The sequence below is a fragment of the Bacillus sp. T-10(2022) genome (assembly GCF_056502895.1).
On sequence record NZ_CP113518.1, the window covers coordinates 4,971,752 to 4,987,907 of the forward strand.

A 16,156-nucleotide genomic window follows, 5' to 3' on the forward strand; every position below is an offset into this window, starting at 1 on the left:
GGTATATTCATCATCTTTTATTTATTATATTCAGTGGTGTAATAAGTCTTATATTGTCCAGGTAGTATTCTCCCTGTCTCTTCATCCCAATATCCGTCTACAGTATAGGTACTAGAGCTATAATTATTATTTTCTGCCGTTAATCTTACCTTAGCGGCATTGGCACCTGCATTGCCTTTAACATAATGGTTGCGCCCACTTTTTTCACCGCCGCTACCTGCTGTAACTTTCACTGAAGGAGATACGTTCGTGCCATCGCTTCTTTCCAACCAATAAGTCGTATAAGTATTTGTACCTTCTTGTGAATGATACATTCTCACCTTCCATGTATTCCGTTCTGTAGTTGTTTGGCGATACTTTGTACGTGTATATTCGTTGCCTTGCTCTTTCTTAATCTTAAAGGAATATAACGAATTCTCATTCCCAGCTTCAACTGAAAGCGTTCCTAACCCAATCGAGCAAGCTAAAATAGTTCCTAATGCTATTACTCTTCCCTTTCTTTTTTTCATCATATGTTCTCCTGAAATTTATTTTTGAACAGATTAATGATATATGAATGGCAAGTATGTGAAGTTTCAGAATTAAAATGGGTCATCCCAAATCTGACATCATGAAGAAAATGCACATGATAAATCATTTTCTAGCATTACAGCTCGGAAAAAGGCACGCTCATAGCAAAAACACCGCCGATGAGGAGCGGTGTTTTAATTCGTTTCCACACAAAAAAAGGCCGTTTAACATGTAGTTAAACGGCCTTCACCTACTATTTATTTGGATTTTTTAACCGTTACTTTTGTTGCTTTTCCTGTATTGCCCGCTTTGTCTTTTGCTGAGACGTATAATGCGGAGCCTGCTTTTTTCTTGCTGATTTTGATGGAGAAGTTCCCCTTACCATCAGCTTTTGCCGTTCCGATGTTTTTATTACTGTACTTCACGGTAACGGTTGAACCGATTTCCGCTTTACCTGTTACTTTTGTTGCTTTATCGTTTACTTCATTCACTTTCGGTGCACTTGGAGCGGTTTTATCTTTAACCGTTACTTTTGCTGCTTTTCCTGTATTGCCCGCTTTGTCTTTTGCTGAGACGTATAATGCGGAGCCTGCTTTTTTCTTACTGATCTTGATGGAGAAGTTCCCCTTACCATCAGTTTTTGCCGTTCCGATGTTTTTATTGCTGTGCTTCACGGTAACGGTTGAACCGATTTCCGCTTTACCTGTTACGGTAGTAGCTTTGTCGCTTACTTCATTCACTTTCGGTACATCTGGAGCTGTTTTATCGAGAACAGTCACGGTTGCCGCCTTGCTTTCACGTTTTGCTAAGTCTGTAGCTGTGACTGAAAGTTTAGTGCCGGCCTTTTGCTTGCTAATTTTCACTTTGAAATTCCCTTTGCTGTCCGTGTTACCTGAACCAATCACTTTTTTTGCGCTATTTTTGATCGTGATTTTCATGTCCGCTTGCGATTGACCCGTTACATACGTATCTTTGTCACTTAAAGCTTTAACAGTTGGCTTGTTAGGGGTTGCACCCTTATTCACGAATACTTTGATTGAAGATACTGCTAGTTTGGAAGAATCAGAGATATTCACAGTAAGCTGCTGCGCAGCTTTTTGAACCGGAATCGTAACGGCGAACGTTCCGTTAGCTGCCGCCGTTCCTTTACCGAGCGTTTTGTTTCCGCTTTTCACTTCGATTACTGAACCTTTTTTAGCTGAACCAGTCAGTTTTGTTTGCGTATCCATCACAAGATTGACTTTAGCTTGTAAATCCACTGCACTAATTGCACTGTACGCATTCAGCCTTCCATATCCAGATACTAAATCTTTTCCGACAGGCAGTTCTACTTCTGGTATTATGATTTCTCCATCTTCAGGTTGATAGTCCTCATAAGGGTCTTTTACATTATCTTCTTCTTCAAAAGCGACATATTCCGATGTCTCATGCAGGATTTCCCTTATCTCATTCACTTTCAACCCAGGGTTTCCGGATAATAACAAAGCTGTAGCTGCCGCAACATGGGGAGCTGCCATTGATGTACCATCCATGTAGGTAACATTCCCATTAGGCACAAGGCTCGGGATTCCTGTCCCTGGAGCGACCATGTCCAATTTCGATCCATAATTGGAATAATCGGATACTAAATCAAGGGCATTGGTTGCGCCAACGGATATGGCGTATTTAGATGATGCAGGATAAGAAAGACCCTCCATCCCATCATTACCGCTTGCTACGACAACCATTACATTCTTGGCGGCTGCATCTTTCAAGGCGTGTTCAATCGTCCTGCTATATTCTCCGCCCAAGCTAAGGTTTATCACCTTTGCTCCATGTTCCACGGCATATTTAATGCCTAGTGCAATTTTCTCATTATCTCCATATCCTGAAGAGTCCAAGACCTTTACAGGCAAGATTTTAGCTACTGGATTGATTCCTTGCATGGAATAACCATTATCTGCTTTTGCAGCGATGATTCCGGATACATGTGTACCATGGCCATTGTCATCGATTGCTTTTTCTTTCTTATCAATGAAATTCTTACCATCCTTCATTTCAACAATACCTTGTAAATCCGCCAGTGAATCATCGACACCTGTGTCGATAACCGCTACCAATGTATCTTTTAAATTACGTTTCTTAATAAGGTTCTGCAGTTTTTCGTTATCAATGTCCGCTCCCTTTATGCCTTCATCGCCCCCGGCGTTATTTAAAGACCATTGATACGGTGATTGTATGTCGGCAGAAAGTGCTTTGTACGTTTTTACCGGTTCGATATATTCCACTTCTGGAAGTTTTTCGATACCGGATAGAGCAGCAGACGCCTTCGTGTTGGCTTCGTTCTCTAACTCAACGACGTACATATCATCATACATTGGCTCTTGCTTCTCGGGAGTCGACAATGTTCCATATCCTTTTACCTTGGATTGGACGGAGCTTAATGACTTCCCAGGTTTAAGTTTGACGATATATTTGTTCTTTACATTTTTCGAAGCAGGAAGCTCGATTCCCGCTTTGCTTGCGATATCGACGATTCTCTTACCTTCAAGCTTATCAAGATTGATTTTCTTTGCAATGGCTTCCATATCTTTTTTCAACCCGGCTGGAGCGACGCCTGCCGACTTAGTGAACAAAGCTTTGATCGCTTCTTGCTGATCAGTGCTAATGACTGCCGTACTGCTTGCTCCATTTTCATTAAGATCCTCAATAAGGGGCTTAATCTCAACTAAGTGATTATAAACGGCTTCCCTTGCCGTTTTATTACCAGCAAGATGTAGAGCCAGGAATGGCGAAGCTTTATAATATAAAGAGGAAAGGGTGCGTCCCTCAGACGATTTCGTGAGAACTTCATCTCTAAACACGCGGAGTGTTTTCAACATGGATTCTCCCGTTTTCTTATCGTTTACACTCAGTTCAACCGGGCAAGATTCAAGCTCTTCCCCTTCGTCCCCGGCAGATGGCGGCAATGTCACTGAATGAGCATTGATGGAGTATTCAGCTACATTTTTTGCATCCGGGATGGGATTTCCCTCATCATCCGTATCGCCGAAATATTCAACTTTAACATAATATGTTCCTTCCCAAGCATATGGGAAATCGACTACAGCTTTTTCATCAGGATAAGAAGAGACAATATAATTGCTCTCATCCTTTTCTGCTTTTTCTTTATCTTGATATACGGAGATATTCAAGATTTTGTCCGAATTGACTTCAAACTCAATATGGGAGAACTTTTGTACTTCTTCTGTTGTGGGACTGAGTTGGTACCATTGGACATCCGGTTTTTCAAACTTTCCATCCAGAGTGTCCCCATTTTTTATCGTTTTTACATTTTCAATAGGCGTTGCAGCTGCAGCTTGAGAATTTAGCGGAACCATCAAGCTGAATATCAGTGTAAAAATAAGTACACACGCCGTAATTCGACTCACATTCTTAAATTTCACGGTTTCCCCTCCAATAATTGGTTAAAAAATAACAGTACTATACCAAACTATCACACTGTAAAATTTTATCAACCAATTTTTTCCCTTTTTTATGTCAAATGCTTGATATATATGGCCATAGAGCTGAAAAATGATTCTCATGAACCAATTAAGCAAGATATTTGCGTTCCGATGGTCCTCTCATGACGATTGTAGATGTCCAATTGGTAGATTGATCGCTAATAGATTTAAATCGGTGAGAATCCTAATATGACCTAATCCCTATGTTCTGCCTGCCCACGAAAAAAAAGCTGCCCAGCAGTAAAAATATGCGGGACAGCTTCCAATCGATTTATTTAGTTTGCGACGATATTGACTAATTTGCCTGGTACGGCAATCACTTTACGAATGGTTTTCCCATCGATTTGTTCTTTGATGGAATCATCACCCATCGCGATTTCTTCCAGTTTTTCTCTCGTAGTGTCAGTCGGCACCATTAATTTCGCTTTGACTTTTCCGTTGATTTGGATGACGATTTCGACTTCGTTATCCACTAACTTCGCTTCGTCGAAAGCCGGCCATGTTCCGTACGTGATGCTCTCGGAATGGCCCAGTTTAGACCAAAGCTCCTCGGCGATGTGCGGTGCAACCGGTGCAAGCAGCTTTACGAAGCCTTCGATATATACTTTAGGAAGCGATTCCGCTTTATACGCATCATTAATGAATACCATCAATTGTGATATCGCCGTATTGAATTTCAATTCCTCATAGTTCTCGGTCACTTTTTTAACCGTTTGATGATAGACTTTTTCAAGCTTGCCCGTGTCATCCGTTTCGGTCATCTTATCTGTGATCGTACCGTCATCGTTGACTAATAAACGCCAGATGCGGTCAAGGAATCGGCGGGAACCGTCCAATCCGTTTGTGGACCAGGCAATCGAAGCATCCAATGGCCCCATGAACATTTCGTACATGCGAAGTGTATCGGCACCATGGCTTTCAACGATATCATCCGGGTTCACGACATTCCCTTTTGATTTACTCATTTTTTCATTATTCTCGCCAAGGATCATTCCTTGGTTAAATAGGTTTTGGAATGGCTCTTTCGTTGGCACGACACCGATATCGTACAGGAATTTATGCCAGAAACGAGCGTAAAGCAAGTGAAGCACCGCATGCTCAGCGCCGCCAATATAAATGTCGACCGGCATCCATTCTTTTAATTTTTCAGGATCTGCAAGTGCTTCCTTGTTGTCCGGATCGATATAACGAAGGAAGTACCAGCTGCTGCCTGCCCACTGTGGCATCGTGTTTGTCTCACGGCGTCCTTTTCGTCCATTTTCATCCGTTACATTCACCCATTCCGATATGTTAGCAAGTGGTGATTCGCCTGTACCTGAAGGCTTGATATCCGTAGCTTTCGGTAAAATCAATGGAAGATCTTCTTCCTTCACTGCAGACATCGTGCCGTCTTCCCAATGAATGATTGGAATCGGTTCACCCCAGTAACGCTGACGGCTGAATAACCAGTCGCGAAGACGGTATGTTATTTTCTTCGTACCGATTTCTTTTTCTTCCAGCCATTTGATCATGGTCGAAATGCCTTCTTCTTTATTCAATCCATCAAGGAATTCCGAATTCACATGAAGACCATCGCCTGTATATGCTTCACTTGTCACATCTCCGCCAGCTACGACTTCCTTGATCGGCAAGTCGAACTTGACTGCAAATTCATAATCACGCTCATCATGGGCAGGAACGGCCATGATTGCACCTGTTCCATAGCTGATCAACACGTAATCGGCAATCCAGATCGGCATTTTTTCGCCATTTACCGGGTTAATGGCATAAGCCCCCGTGAACACGCCTGATTTATCCTTGGCCAAGTCTGTTCTTTCCAAATCGCTTTTATGTTTCACTTCATCTAAATAGGCTTCAACCGCAGCTCTTTGATCAGCCGACGTAATCTTATCTACAAACTGATGTTCAGGTGCCAATACTGCATATGTTGCACCGAATAACGTATCCGGACGAGTCGTGAACACCGTGAATGTATCATCAAAGCCATCAATATTGAATGTAACCTCCGCTCCCTCGGAACGGCCAATCCAGTTACGCTGCATATCCTTGATGTTTTCCGGCCAATCCACATCGTTCAAATCGTCGATCAAGCGGTCTGCATACGCAGTGATACGAAGCATCCACTGTTTCATCGGGCGGCGCTCAACCGGATGACCTCCACGCTCACTTTTCCCATCGATGACTTCTTCATTAGCCAATACCGTGCCAAGTGCCGGACACCAGTTAACGGCAACTTCATCAATATATGCAAGGCCCTTTTCATATAATTTCAAGAAGATCCACTGCGTCCATTTGTAATAGTCGGGATCTGTCGTGTTTATTTCGCGATCCCAGTCATAAGAAAAACCTAGGGCTTTGATTTGGCGGCGGAACGTGTTGATGTTGTGCTCCGTGAATTCGGCTGGATCATTGCCCGTATCGATCGCATATTGCTCTGCCGGAAGTCCAAAAGCGTCCCAGCCGATCGGATGCAATACATTATACCCCTGCGCCCGTTTCATCCGTGCCAGGATATCGCTTGCCGTATAACCTTCCGGGTGCCCCACATGAAGACCTGCCCCTGAAGGATATGGGAACATATCCAGCGCGTAGAATTTACGTTTGCCGCTTTCTTCACCTGTCTTGAATGTCTTATTGCCTTCCCAATACTTTTGCCATTTCGTTTCTATGCTCCTATGGTCAAAACTCATATGATTTCCTCCTAATTTCCGTATAAAAAACAATAAAAAACCCCTCATCCCAAAATAGGGACGAGAGGATTATGTATATCTTCCCGCGGTACCACCCACATTGGCGATAGCTAAAATCCGCCCAGCTTAAAATATCCGTAACATGGATTAAAACGCCAGGCATTACTTTTCACCTTCACACCCGGGACTCCAAGGCGAGTTCACGACCATCCCAGGTTGACTTGCACCACCCGTCAACTCTCTTTACTGGTTTAAACCGTTACTATTCCTCATCATAGTCTTTATGAGAATATTGGATTTTATTACATTCTAGTCAATTTCAACGATAATTGCAATAGCCGTACATAAACATTATCGACAGGTTTTTCTTTATATATGCGAATTCAAGAAAAATCGTGCAAAAAAGGGAGCTATTCATTCATAGCTCCCTTGCTTCCATTTAATGTCGCAGTAAAGTCATTTCATTCCTCAATTGATTCAACTGCTGCTTCATCCGCGAAAGCATTTCCCGTTGCTGGTCATTCGAACTGGCATACAATCGTTCCATATCCGTCAAAGCCTCTTCGATATACCTTTGCGAATTTTGAAATTGTTCATCATCATAATGCTCCTGCCGTGAGGCCTCGTTGAATTCAAACTCTGCAAAATGGAGAGCACCTTCACATTGCTCTAAAAAATGATCGACGGATTGTCTGGTTGCCATTTCAAACCCTCTCCTTCGAATCTCATTTGGATGATTCGGAATCATCTTGTCTAGTTTGAGCAAATAACGGGTGGATTATCATTTTTTTTGAGCAATCAACCTTTATCCCAAAACTTTTCACCTTGATGGGAAATGAATTGCTCAATCCATTCGGCAAAACCCATGTGGAGTTTCTCGCCTTCTTCAAAATCATCGATATGGCCTTTTACCATTAAATACTCCTTATCGCCTTTAGCGACGGCTTCCCCATCAATGACGATATTATCTTGATAAATGCAGGCCACTTTATAGCATCCCTCGTAGGAATTTTCATATGTGTAATTAATAATATCATCCAGGCTGTATAAATCATTTTCCCCGCCCGATTCTCGTGTTTCGAACAGACGGCATCCATTGGTTATTTTTAAAAACTCCTTATAATCCTCGGGCAGAAGCAGTCCGGTTTTCTTTTCAAAGGAATGAATTTGTTCATCCGAAGCAGGTGAATTGAAGGTGCAAGTGGCTTTGTATATGAATCCATCTTCATTTTCTTCGATCACCTGATTATTTTCGGCTAATTTCTTTTTCATTTGATTAATCGCTTCTTCAACTTGACCGGTCATGTCCATCAGCTCCCGATTGGATATAGTCATTCAAAGATATACTGGAAATAGCAGCAAAATGTTTAGCCCTCAAGTATACAGTATACGCTTATTTTTCAAAAAAAGACCTAGCTGCGAGAATGTTGTATAATATATGTTGCGATTTAATTTATTTAGGAGGTTGCTGATTTGAATCAGGCAAACCCGTTTATATATGCAACGGATAACAAACGATATCATACATGGAATTACCACCTGAGGGAACATTTTGGACATAAGGTTTTTAAAGTTGCCCTGGATGGCGGCTTTGACTGCCCGAACCGTGATGGCACCGTCGCACATGGCGGCTGTACCTTCTGCAGTGCCTCAGGCTCTGGTGACTTTGCGGGCAACAGGGTTGAACCCCTCGACGTCCAGTTTAAGAAGATCAGCGAACGGATGCATCACAAATGGAAAGATGGAAAATATATGGCCTATTTCCAAGCGTTCACGAATACGCATGCCCCAGTGGAAGAACTTCGCGAGAAATATGAAAGTGTATTGACCCAGGAGGGTGTCGTCGGTCTCTCCATTGCGACACGTCCGGATTGCCTTCCAGATGATGTAGTCGAGTATTTAGCCGAATTGAACGAACGGACCTACCTTTGGGTGGAGCTGGGTCTCCAGACAGTTCATGAAAAGACCGCGACGATGATCAACCGTGCCCATGACTTCGATAGCTACAAAGAAGGCGTCGATAAACTGCGGAAACATGGGATCCGCATATGCTCCCATATCATCAATGGCCTTCCTCAGGAAGATTACGGCATGATGCTGGAAACAGCCCGGGAAGTTGCCAAACTCGATGTGCAGGGGATAAAGATCCATTTACTTCATTTATTAAAAGGGACACCGATGGTCAAACAATACGAAAAAGGCCTGCTCGAGTTTCTTGACCGTGACGATTATGTCAGCCTGGTATGTGACCAGCTGGAAATAATCCCTCCAGAAATGATCGTTCACCGCATTACGGGTGACGGTCCGATCGATTTGATGATCGGTCCAATGTGGAGCGTCAATAAATGGGATGTCTTGAACGCCATTGATGCCGAATTGAAACGCCGTAACAGCTGGCAAGGAAAAAATCATCATACGGAGGTACAATCATGAAGCTTGACCGAATTTTGCCATTCGCCAGGATTCTGCTTGAAAAAGCGGTCCATCCCGGGGATATAACCATTGATTGCACGATGGGCAACGGTTTTGATACGGTCTTTCTTGCAGGACTTACAGGTGAAAACGGGCATGTCTATAGTTTTGATATTCAGAAAGAAGCGATCCAAACCACAGCGGCGAAACTAAAGGCCGAGAATTTACAAGAGTGCTGCACCCTCATTCACGATGGGCATCAACATTTGAGCAAATACATCGGGAAAGAGCATTCCGGAAAGGTCACGGGTGCCATATTCAACCTGGGCTACCTTCCTGGCGGTGACAAATCAATCATCACCCAAGCCGATACGACGATATCAGCCATTGAACAGCTATTCGAACTGCTGGCGCCTGAAGGCATCATCATCCTCGTCATTTACCATGGTCATCCAGGGGGATCGGCAGAACGGGATGCATTGATGGATTATGTACAGAACTTCCCTCAACAGAAAGCCCATATCCTGAAATACGGGTTCATCAACCAATCAAACAATCCGCCATTCATTGTCGCGATTGAAAAGAGATGATAAATCTGACACCGTTCTGTTCGAACGGTGTTTTTTCAATCCCAACTCGCAGAAGCAGAATTACCAATCACAACATTTTGAATTTTTCGTCTATAATGATTATAATGATAGAAAATAGATAAGAGGGTGCAGAAAATGGAACATTTGCCTACTTCATTACTGACGGATATATTGTCTGAAAAAATCAAAAGGGATTCAAGTGAACAATACGGGGAGTTTGTCAGCTCGCTTAACTCGTTGACAGAAAACCAAAAAACCATGGAGGACCTCAAACAATTCGATCACCATTTTGATAGGTTCCTGCCACAGCTCGATTTAATGATTTCCACTCAAAACCATGAAGCGATCATGAATATGAAAGCGACGCTTTTGGACCTATTCGCCAATGACTTAACCTTCAAATCCATTTATCTTCTATCAACCGCATTATCCAATAAAAAAGAACTTACACACTTGAACCAATTTATGTACCCGGTTACTTTCTGGGCACCGGTGATCAAGTCGAACGAGTTGCTTAAAAACGCAGGCTGATTCAAATAAAAAAACTGCCGAAGGTCTAACCTCGGCAGTTTTTTATTTATCCTGAAGTATGTACTGATCAAACGACATACCCTAATATTTTTAAACGGTTTTCAACAAAACTCAGTGCATATTGAAATACATCATCACGCTCTGGTTCATTGAAGATTTCATGATATAGCTTCGGCCATTCCTTATATTGCTTTTCACTGGCCAAGTTATAATTAAACCACTCACGAACCGCCTTCTTGTTCACGACTCGGTCATCTCCACCCTGCATGACCAAAAGCGGCACATCCTGAAATTCAGGAATCTCTTCAAAAGCATCCTTCATAGCCTGTGCAAGCTCGCGATACCAGCGAACCGAAACCCTTGTGATATATAATGTATCGTTTCTATCGGATTCACGGATTTCTGCGCTTCTCGTCGCCATTTCAGGTGTCAATCCAGATTCAACCCTGAACTTAGGCATCACGATGTTCAAACCATGCGAGATGGTTGTAAGGAACTTCGGCGGCTTCGTCACGAGGCCCAAGCATGGAGAAGAAAGAATTACCCCTGCAATGTCCCATTCCTCTTCCTGAAGAAGGCGTATCGAAATCAAACCACCCATGCTGTGTCCAAGTAAAAAGACCGGCAACGAATATTCGTAAGCCTCTTCTATCCAGCTTTTCACTTCGTCCAAATACTCATCAAAGGAATCGATATGTCCCCGGTAGGCGCGAGTAGTCATACCCTGCCCAGGAAGGTCGCCCATGACGACATGGTATCCAGCCGAAAGCCACATTTGTGTTACCCACTTATAACGTCCGTGATGTTCCATTGCCCCATGAATGATGACAATGACGCCCTTTGCGTCTCCTTCTGTCTCCCATTTCCACATTCGAAATCCCCCTTTCACTTTTCACTTGTTGTGTACGATCCATGATAGTTAAAATAATATATATAAATTATAACCATATTCGTGATTTTCGACAAAAAAGAAATCTAACAAGTTGTACATTGCTATTATAAATAGCCAAGTGTATATGCATACGGTATATTAAAATAATACATAAAAACACTCACTTCGGAAAGGAAATGATTGAAAATGATTATTTATCCGTATAAAGGCAAAGAACCTGAAATCGCCGAAAGCGCTTATATTGCTGAGAATGCTGTCGTGACAGGTGATGTCAAAATTGGCGACGAAACATCAATTTGGTTCAATTCCGTCATTCGCGGTGATGTATCCCCAACCATCATCGGGAAAAAAGTCAGTATACAGGATAACAGCGTCCTGCACCAAAGCCCAAATAATCCATTGATCATCGAGGATAAAGTAACCATTGGCCATCAGGTCATTTTACATAGCTGTAAAGTCCGTAAAGGAGCTCTGATCGGCATGGGATCGATTGTACTTGATGAAGCCGAAATCGGCGAAGGGGCCTTCATCGGTGCCGGCAGTCTCGTTCCCCAAGGTAAAGTCATTCCACCGAACATGCTGGCATTCGGACGCCCAGCTAAAGTCATTCGCGAAATCAACGAAGAAGATCGCCAGGATATGGAACGCATCGTTCGCGAATATGCCGAAAAAGGACAATACTATAAAACGGCGGAACGAATAAAGTGAATTGACTGAAAGTTACGAGTATTGTACTCAAACTCACGAGTAAACGTTCCAAATTCATGAGTAACGCTTCAACCTCACGAGTAGATGACCCAAACAAACTTGTAAACGACCTTAACTCACGAGTTTTGCACATATTTTATATTTCTTTGGGATTTCTTGAATTATTCCCGCTGAGGGTAAAATTAATCCACAAAAAAAGGTGCCCCGCAAATTGCGGGACACCTTTTTTATATGATTTACGCTTGTGCTTTTAATGTTTCTGCTTTGTCCGTACGTTCCCATGGAAGATCGACATCTGTACGGCCAAAGTGTCCGTATGCAGCTGTTTGTTTGTAGATCGGGCGACGAAGGTCAAGCATTTTGATGATGCCAGCTGGACGAAGGTCGAAGTTGGCGCGAACTAGGTCAACAAGGACTTCTTCGCTAACTGTACCAGTTCCGAACGTATCAATTGAAATCGATACAGGCTCTGCCACACCAATTGCGTATGCCAATTGAACTTCCGCTTTGTCGGCAAGGCCTGCTGCCACGATGTTTTTCGCAACGTAACGAGCAGCGTATGCAGCAGAACGGTCAACTTTAGTAGCATCCTTACCAGAGAATGCACCGCCGCCATGACGAGCGTATCCGCCGTAAGTATCAACTATGATTTTACGTCCAGTAAGACCAGCATCCCCTTGAGGTCCGCCAATTACGAAACGGCCAGTAGGGTTGATGAAGTATTTAGTTTGAGCATCGATCAATTCAGCTGGAACGACAGCTTTGATCACATGTTCTTTTAGATCTGCTTGAATTTGTTCAAGTGTAATTTCTGCATCATGCTGTGTAGAGATAACGATCGTATCTACACGTACGGGACGGTTATTCTCATCATATTCCACTGTTACCTGTGTTTTACCATCAGGGCGTAGGTAAGCAAGAGTTTCATCTTTACGAACTTGAGCCAAGCGGAATGAAAGTTTATGCGCCAATGAAATCGGAAGCGGCATAAGCTCTTCTGTTTCATTACAAGCAAATCCGAACATAAGACCTTGGTCCCCTGCACCGATTGCATCGATTTCTTCCTCAGACATGTTTCCTTCACGAGCTTCCAATGCTTTATCGACACCAGCTGCGATATCGGCAGACTGCTCATCAATGGAACTCAACACGGCACAAGTTTCAGCATCGAAACCGTATTTCGCACGTGTGTAGCCAATTCCTTTAATCGTATCACGAACGATACGCGGAATATCCACGTAAGCGGACGTTGTAATTTCACCAGCAACAAGTACAAGACCTGTTGTTACACTAGTTTCACACGCAACACGTGCATTTGCATCCTTAGCTAGGATAGCATCTAAAATGGAATCTGAAATCTGATCACAAATTTTGTCCGGATGGCCCTCTGTAACAGATTCAGAAGTAAATAGACGTTTCTTTGACATCATATTTCCTCCTTGGAAGTTAGTATGTTGTAGGCATAAGCCTGATTTTTACGGAACTCGTTTCCCTCATTAGTTTCAACTATAGACACAGAATTACTTATAAAAAACACAAAAACCTTCCCTGGCAAATGAGGAAAGGTTTAAAATTCTGTCTTCTATCCTTTCACTCTTATCGTTCAAGGGTTTTTTACCTTGCTCAGGTTAGCACCATCACCACTATTCCTTGAAGATCTTCGCTTTATTTTCGGCGATCGATCTTGGAGTCAAGTTCAATATGGCAGGTTGCTGGGTTTCAAAGGGCCTGTCCCTCCACCAACTCGGGATAAGAGAATCCGTACAATTTAAGATATTATCGTATCTGCTTGGAATTTGTCAATGCTTTTCTAAAAAGAACATTTCCGCCCAGTATGGCGTTCATTTGAAAAACATGTTGATACAGCGCCTTAGAAGGGTTTACAATGCAAAATACGAATAGAAATGTTGAAAATTGCCATTAATAATAAGTATTAAGCAAACGAAAAACGACTTCACCATTGGAAATATATTGCTTACTTACTTCCTATTAAAATAAAATTGACTTCATTAAAGTATATGTGTTAAATCCTGACTCGGTTCCTGCCGGAATAAATGATTAACGCGACCAACTGAAAATAATCACAAATTAGAAGAAATAGTATAGACTATTTAAATGAATGTGTTATACTAATTGTAATCTAAAAACTTAAACAAAGGAAGGTACCTCATATATGAATTCTGTAGATGTTTCTAATGAGTTACACCAGTTATTAACAGGAAACAATGTGCAAACTCAACTTTCAGTTCCTCAATTGGTCGAAAAAGTATTAAGCAGAAATGAAGGCGTTTTAACATCAACAGGCGCAGTAAAAGCTGAAACTGGCAAATATACTGGTCGTTCACCTAAAGATAAATTTATCGTGGAAGAAGCATCCGTTAAAGATAAAATCGATTGGGGTTCAGTGAACCAGCCAATTTCCGAAGATGTGTTCAATAAACTATATAATAAAGTAGTTGACTACCTAAAAGCAAAAGAAGAGATTTTTGTTTTTAAAGGTTTCGCTGGTGCAGACGAATCATCTCGTCTTCCAATCCGTGTTGTTAATGAATATGCTTGGCATAACCTTTTCGCCCATACTTTGTTCATCCGTCCAAATGAAGAGGAACTAAGAGGTCACGAAGCTGAATTCACAATCCTTTCTGCACCTAACTTCAAAGCAGACCCAGAAGTGGACGGAACCACTTCCGAAACTTTCATCATCGTTTCATTTGAACGCCGTACCATCCTGATCGGCGGAACGGAATATGCAGGAGAAATGAAAAAATCGATCTTCTCGATCATGAACTACTTACTTCCAGAGGCTGGAATCCTTCCAATGCATTGCTCTGCTAACGTAGGACGTGAAGGGGACGTCGCTTTATTCTTCGGACTGTCCGGTACAGGCAAAACAACTTTATCAGCAGACACTAGCCGTAAACTGATTGGCGATGACGAGCACGGCTGGTCTTCTAACGGCGTATTCAACATCGAAGGCGGCTGCTATGCGAAAACGATCAATCTTTCACGTGAAAAAGAACCACAAATTTTCGATGCAATCCGTTTCGGTGCCGTATTGGAAAATGTTGTTGTTGATCCGGATACACGTGAAGCGAACTATGATGACAGTTCATTGACTGAAAACACTCGTGCTGCTTACCAAATGCAAGCGATCGATAACATCGTGAACCCAAGTATTGCAGGACACCCAAATACAATCATTTTCTTAACAGCTGATGCTTCAGGCGTTCTGCCTCCAATCAGCAAGCTCTCCAAAGAACAGGCAATGTTCCACTTCCTAAGTGGATACACTAGTAAATTGGCTGGTACTGAAAGAGGCGTAACTTCACCGGAAGCTACATTCTCCACTTGCTTCGGATCACCATTCTTACCACTTCCAGCTCAACGCTATGCTGAGATGCTTGGTGATAAAATTGACGAGCACAATGCAAAGGTATATCTTGTCAACACTGGATGGACTGGCGGAGCATACGGAACTGGAAGCCGTATGAAACTTGCTTACACTCGTGCAATGGTACAAGCGGCACTTGAAGGTGAATTAGCGAACATCGAAACGATCAAAGATGATATCTTCGGCTTGGATATCCCGCTTCATGTTCCTGGTGTACCTGATGAAGTGCTTCAGCCAATCAAGACTTGGGCAGATCCTGCCGCTTATAAAGAAGCAGCAACGGACCTTGCCGCACAATTCCGTGCTAACTTCAAGAAATTCGGCAGCGTTCCAAGTGAAATCGAAGAACTTGGCGGACCGACAGCTTAATAAATTACACAAAAGGACCAAGCTCTTGCTTGGTCCTTTCAGTTTGTCGACAAGAAATGTCTCATTCCCGAACCATGATTTCAAAACATTACTTCGTTAACCTTCATGGTTTACTTTTTGAATGGAATCCCCAGAAATTTGCTACAATCCTGCAACTGGCTATCCAAGACCCCGCTAGATACATCAGCAAGTAGTCCGAATAGTGAGGTGTAGATCGAATAAATTTGTGAACGGCCGAATAATGTGTCGTGTAGGTCGATTAACGGCGACAACGGTCGAATATAGTGCCCTGGAGGTCGATTAACGGCGACAACGGTCGAATAATGTGCCCTGGAGGTCGATTAACGGCGACAACGGTCGAATATAGTGCCCTGGAGGTCGATTAACGGCAGTGAACGGTCGAATATAGTGCCCTGGAGGTCGATTAACTGCAGTGAACGGCCGAATATAGTGCCCTGGAGGTCGATTAACGGCGACAACGGTCGAATATAGTGCCCTGGAGGTCGATTAACGGCGACAACGGTCGAATATAGTGCCCTGGAGGTCGATTAACTGCAGTGAACGGTCGAATATAGTGC

General features: G+C 42.8%; 12 protein-coding genes, 1 riboswitch and 1 other annotated feature. Of the genes, 5 read left to right on the forward strand and 7 right to left on the reverse strand.

Annotated elements, in window-relative coordinates:
- Positions 1–17: 17 nt before the first annotated feature.
- From OSJ91_RS24555 to OSJ91_RS24575, 5 genes are all read right to left on the reverse strand, one after another.
- Positions 18–512, reverse strand: coding sequence for a DUF2712 domain-containing protein (locus OSJ91_RS24555; protein ID WP_350300350.1), 495 nt, complete (start codon positions 510–512; stop codon positions 18–20).
- Positions 513–767: 255 nt separating this feature from the next.
- A complete protein-coding gene (locus OSJ91_RS24560) occupies positions 768–3,935 on the reverse strand; it encodes an Ig-like domain-containing protein (RefSeq protein WP_350300351.1) in 3,168 nt (1,055 codons plus the stop codon).
- A 335-nt stretch (positions 3,936–4,270) separates the two neighbouring features.
- The gene (gene leuS, locus OSJ91_RS24565) at positions 4,271–6,685 is read right to left on the reverse strand and encodes a leucine--tRNA ligase (RefSeq protein WP_350300352.1); all 2,415 of its coding nucleotides are present in this window, start codon (positions 6,683–6,685) and stop codon (positions 4,271–4,273) included.
- Between the two features lie 53 nt (positions 6,686–6,738).
- Positions 6,739–6,970 (reverse strand) — a binding site (T-box leader).
- A gap of 154 nt (positions 6,971–7,124) precedes the next feature.
- Positions 7,125–7,388 carry a DUF2524 family protein gene (locus OSJ91_RS24570; RefSeq protein ID WP_101225556.1) on the reverse strand — a complete coding sequence of 88 codons (264 nt, stop codon included), beginning with the start codon at positions 7,386–7,388 and terminating at the stop codon, positions 7,125–7,127.
- A gap of 95 nt (positions 7,389–7,483) precedes the next feature.
- Positions 7,484–7,990, reverse strand: coding sequence for an SMI1/KNR4 family protein (locus OSJ91_RS24575; protein WP_350300353.1), 507 nt, complete (start codon positions 7,988–7,990; stop codon positions 7,484–7,486).
- Positions 7,991–8,158: 168 nt separating this feature from the next.
- Between OSJ91_RS24575 and mnmL the strand changes: the two genes are divergently transcribed.
- The 3 genes from mnmL (at position 8,159) to OSJ91_RS24590 (ending at position 10,218) form a co-directional block, all read left to right on the forward strand.
- On the forward strand, positions 8,159–9,118 hold the full coding sequence (mnmL, locus tag OSJ91_RS24580) for a tRNA modification radical SAM protein MnmL/YtqA (protein ID WP_350300354.1): 960 nt from the start codon (positions 8,159–8,161) through the stop codon (positions 9,116–9,118).
- Positions 9,115–9,687, forward strand: coding sequence for a tRNA 5-(aminomethyl)-2-thiouridylate-methyltransferase MnmM (mnmM, locus tag OSJ91_RS24585; RefSeq protein WP_485890626.1), 573 nt, complete (start codon positions 9,115–9,117; stop codon positions 9,685–9,687). The genes mnmL and mnmM overlap by 4 nt, the downstream gene beginning before the upstream one ends.
- Before the next feature lie 135 nt (positions 9,688–9,822).
- Positions 9,823–10,218 (forward strand): hypothetical protein, encoded by a 396-nt coding sequence (locus OSJ91_RS24590; protein WP_350300356.1) that lies wholly within the window; start codon positions 9,823–9,825, stop codon positions 10,216–10,218.
- A gap of 67 nt (positions 10,219–10,285) precedes the next feature.
- On the opposite strand, the gene OSJ91_RS24595 is transcribed toward OSJ91_RS24590, so the two are convergent.
- Complete coding sequence (locus OSJ91_RS24595) at positions 10,286–11,089, reverse strand: alpha/beta hydrolase (RefSeq protein WP_350300357.1); 804 nt, start codon at positions 11,087–11,089, stop codon at positions 10,286–10,288.
- Between the two features lie 210 nt (positions 11,090–11,299).
- Between OSJ91_RS24595 and OSJ91_RS24600 the strand changes: the two genes are divergently transcribed.
- Positions 11,300–11,818, forward strand: a complete 519-nt coding sequence (locus OSJ91_RS24600; RefSeq protein ID WP_485891943.1) for a gamma carbonic anhydrase — start codon at positions 11,300–11,302, stop codon at positions 11,816–11,818.
- A gap of 236 nt (positions 11,819–12,054) precedes the next feature.
- Here OSJ91_RS24600 and metK read toward each other — a convergent pair whose 3' ends face one another.
- Positions 12,055–13,248 carry a methionine adenosyltransferase gene (metK, locus tag OSJ91_RS24605; RefSeq protein WP_241594195.1) on the reverse strand — a complete coding sequence of 398 codons (1,194 nt, stop codon included), beginning with the start codon at positions 13,246–13,248 and terminating at the stop codon, positions 12,055–12,057.
- A 163-nt stretch (positions 13,249–13,411) separates the two neighbouring features.
- Positions 13,412–13,574: riboswitch (SAM riboswitch) on the reverse strand.
- 417 nt (positions 13,575–13,991) lie between these two features.
- Here metK and pckA point away from each other — a divergent pair.
- Positions 13,992–15,578 carry a phosphoenolpyruvate carboxykinase (ATP) gene (gene pckA / locus OSJ91_RS24610; RefSeq protein WP_101225563.1) on the forward strand — a complete coding sequence of 529 codons (1,587 nt, stop codon included), beginning with the start codon at positions 13,992–13,994 and terminating at the stop codon, positions 15,576–15,578.
- Positions 15,579–16,156: the final 578 nt, after the last annotated feature.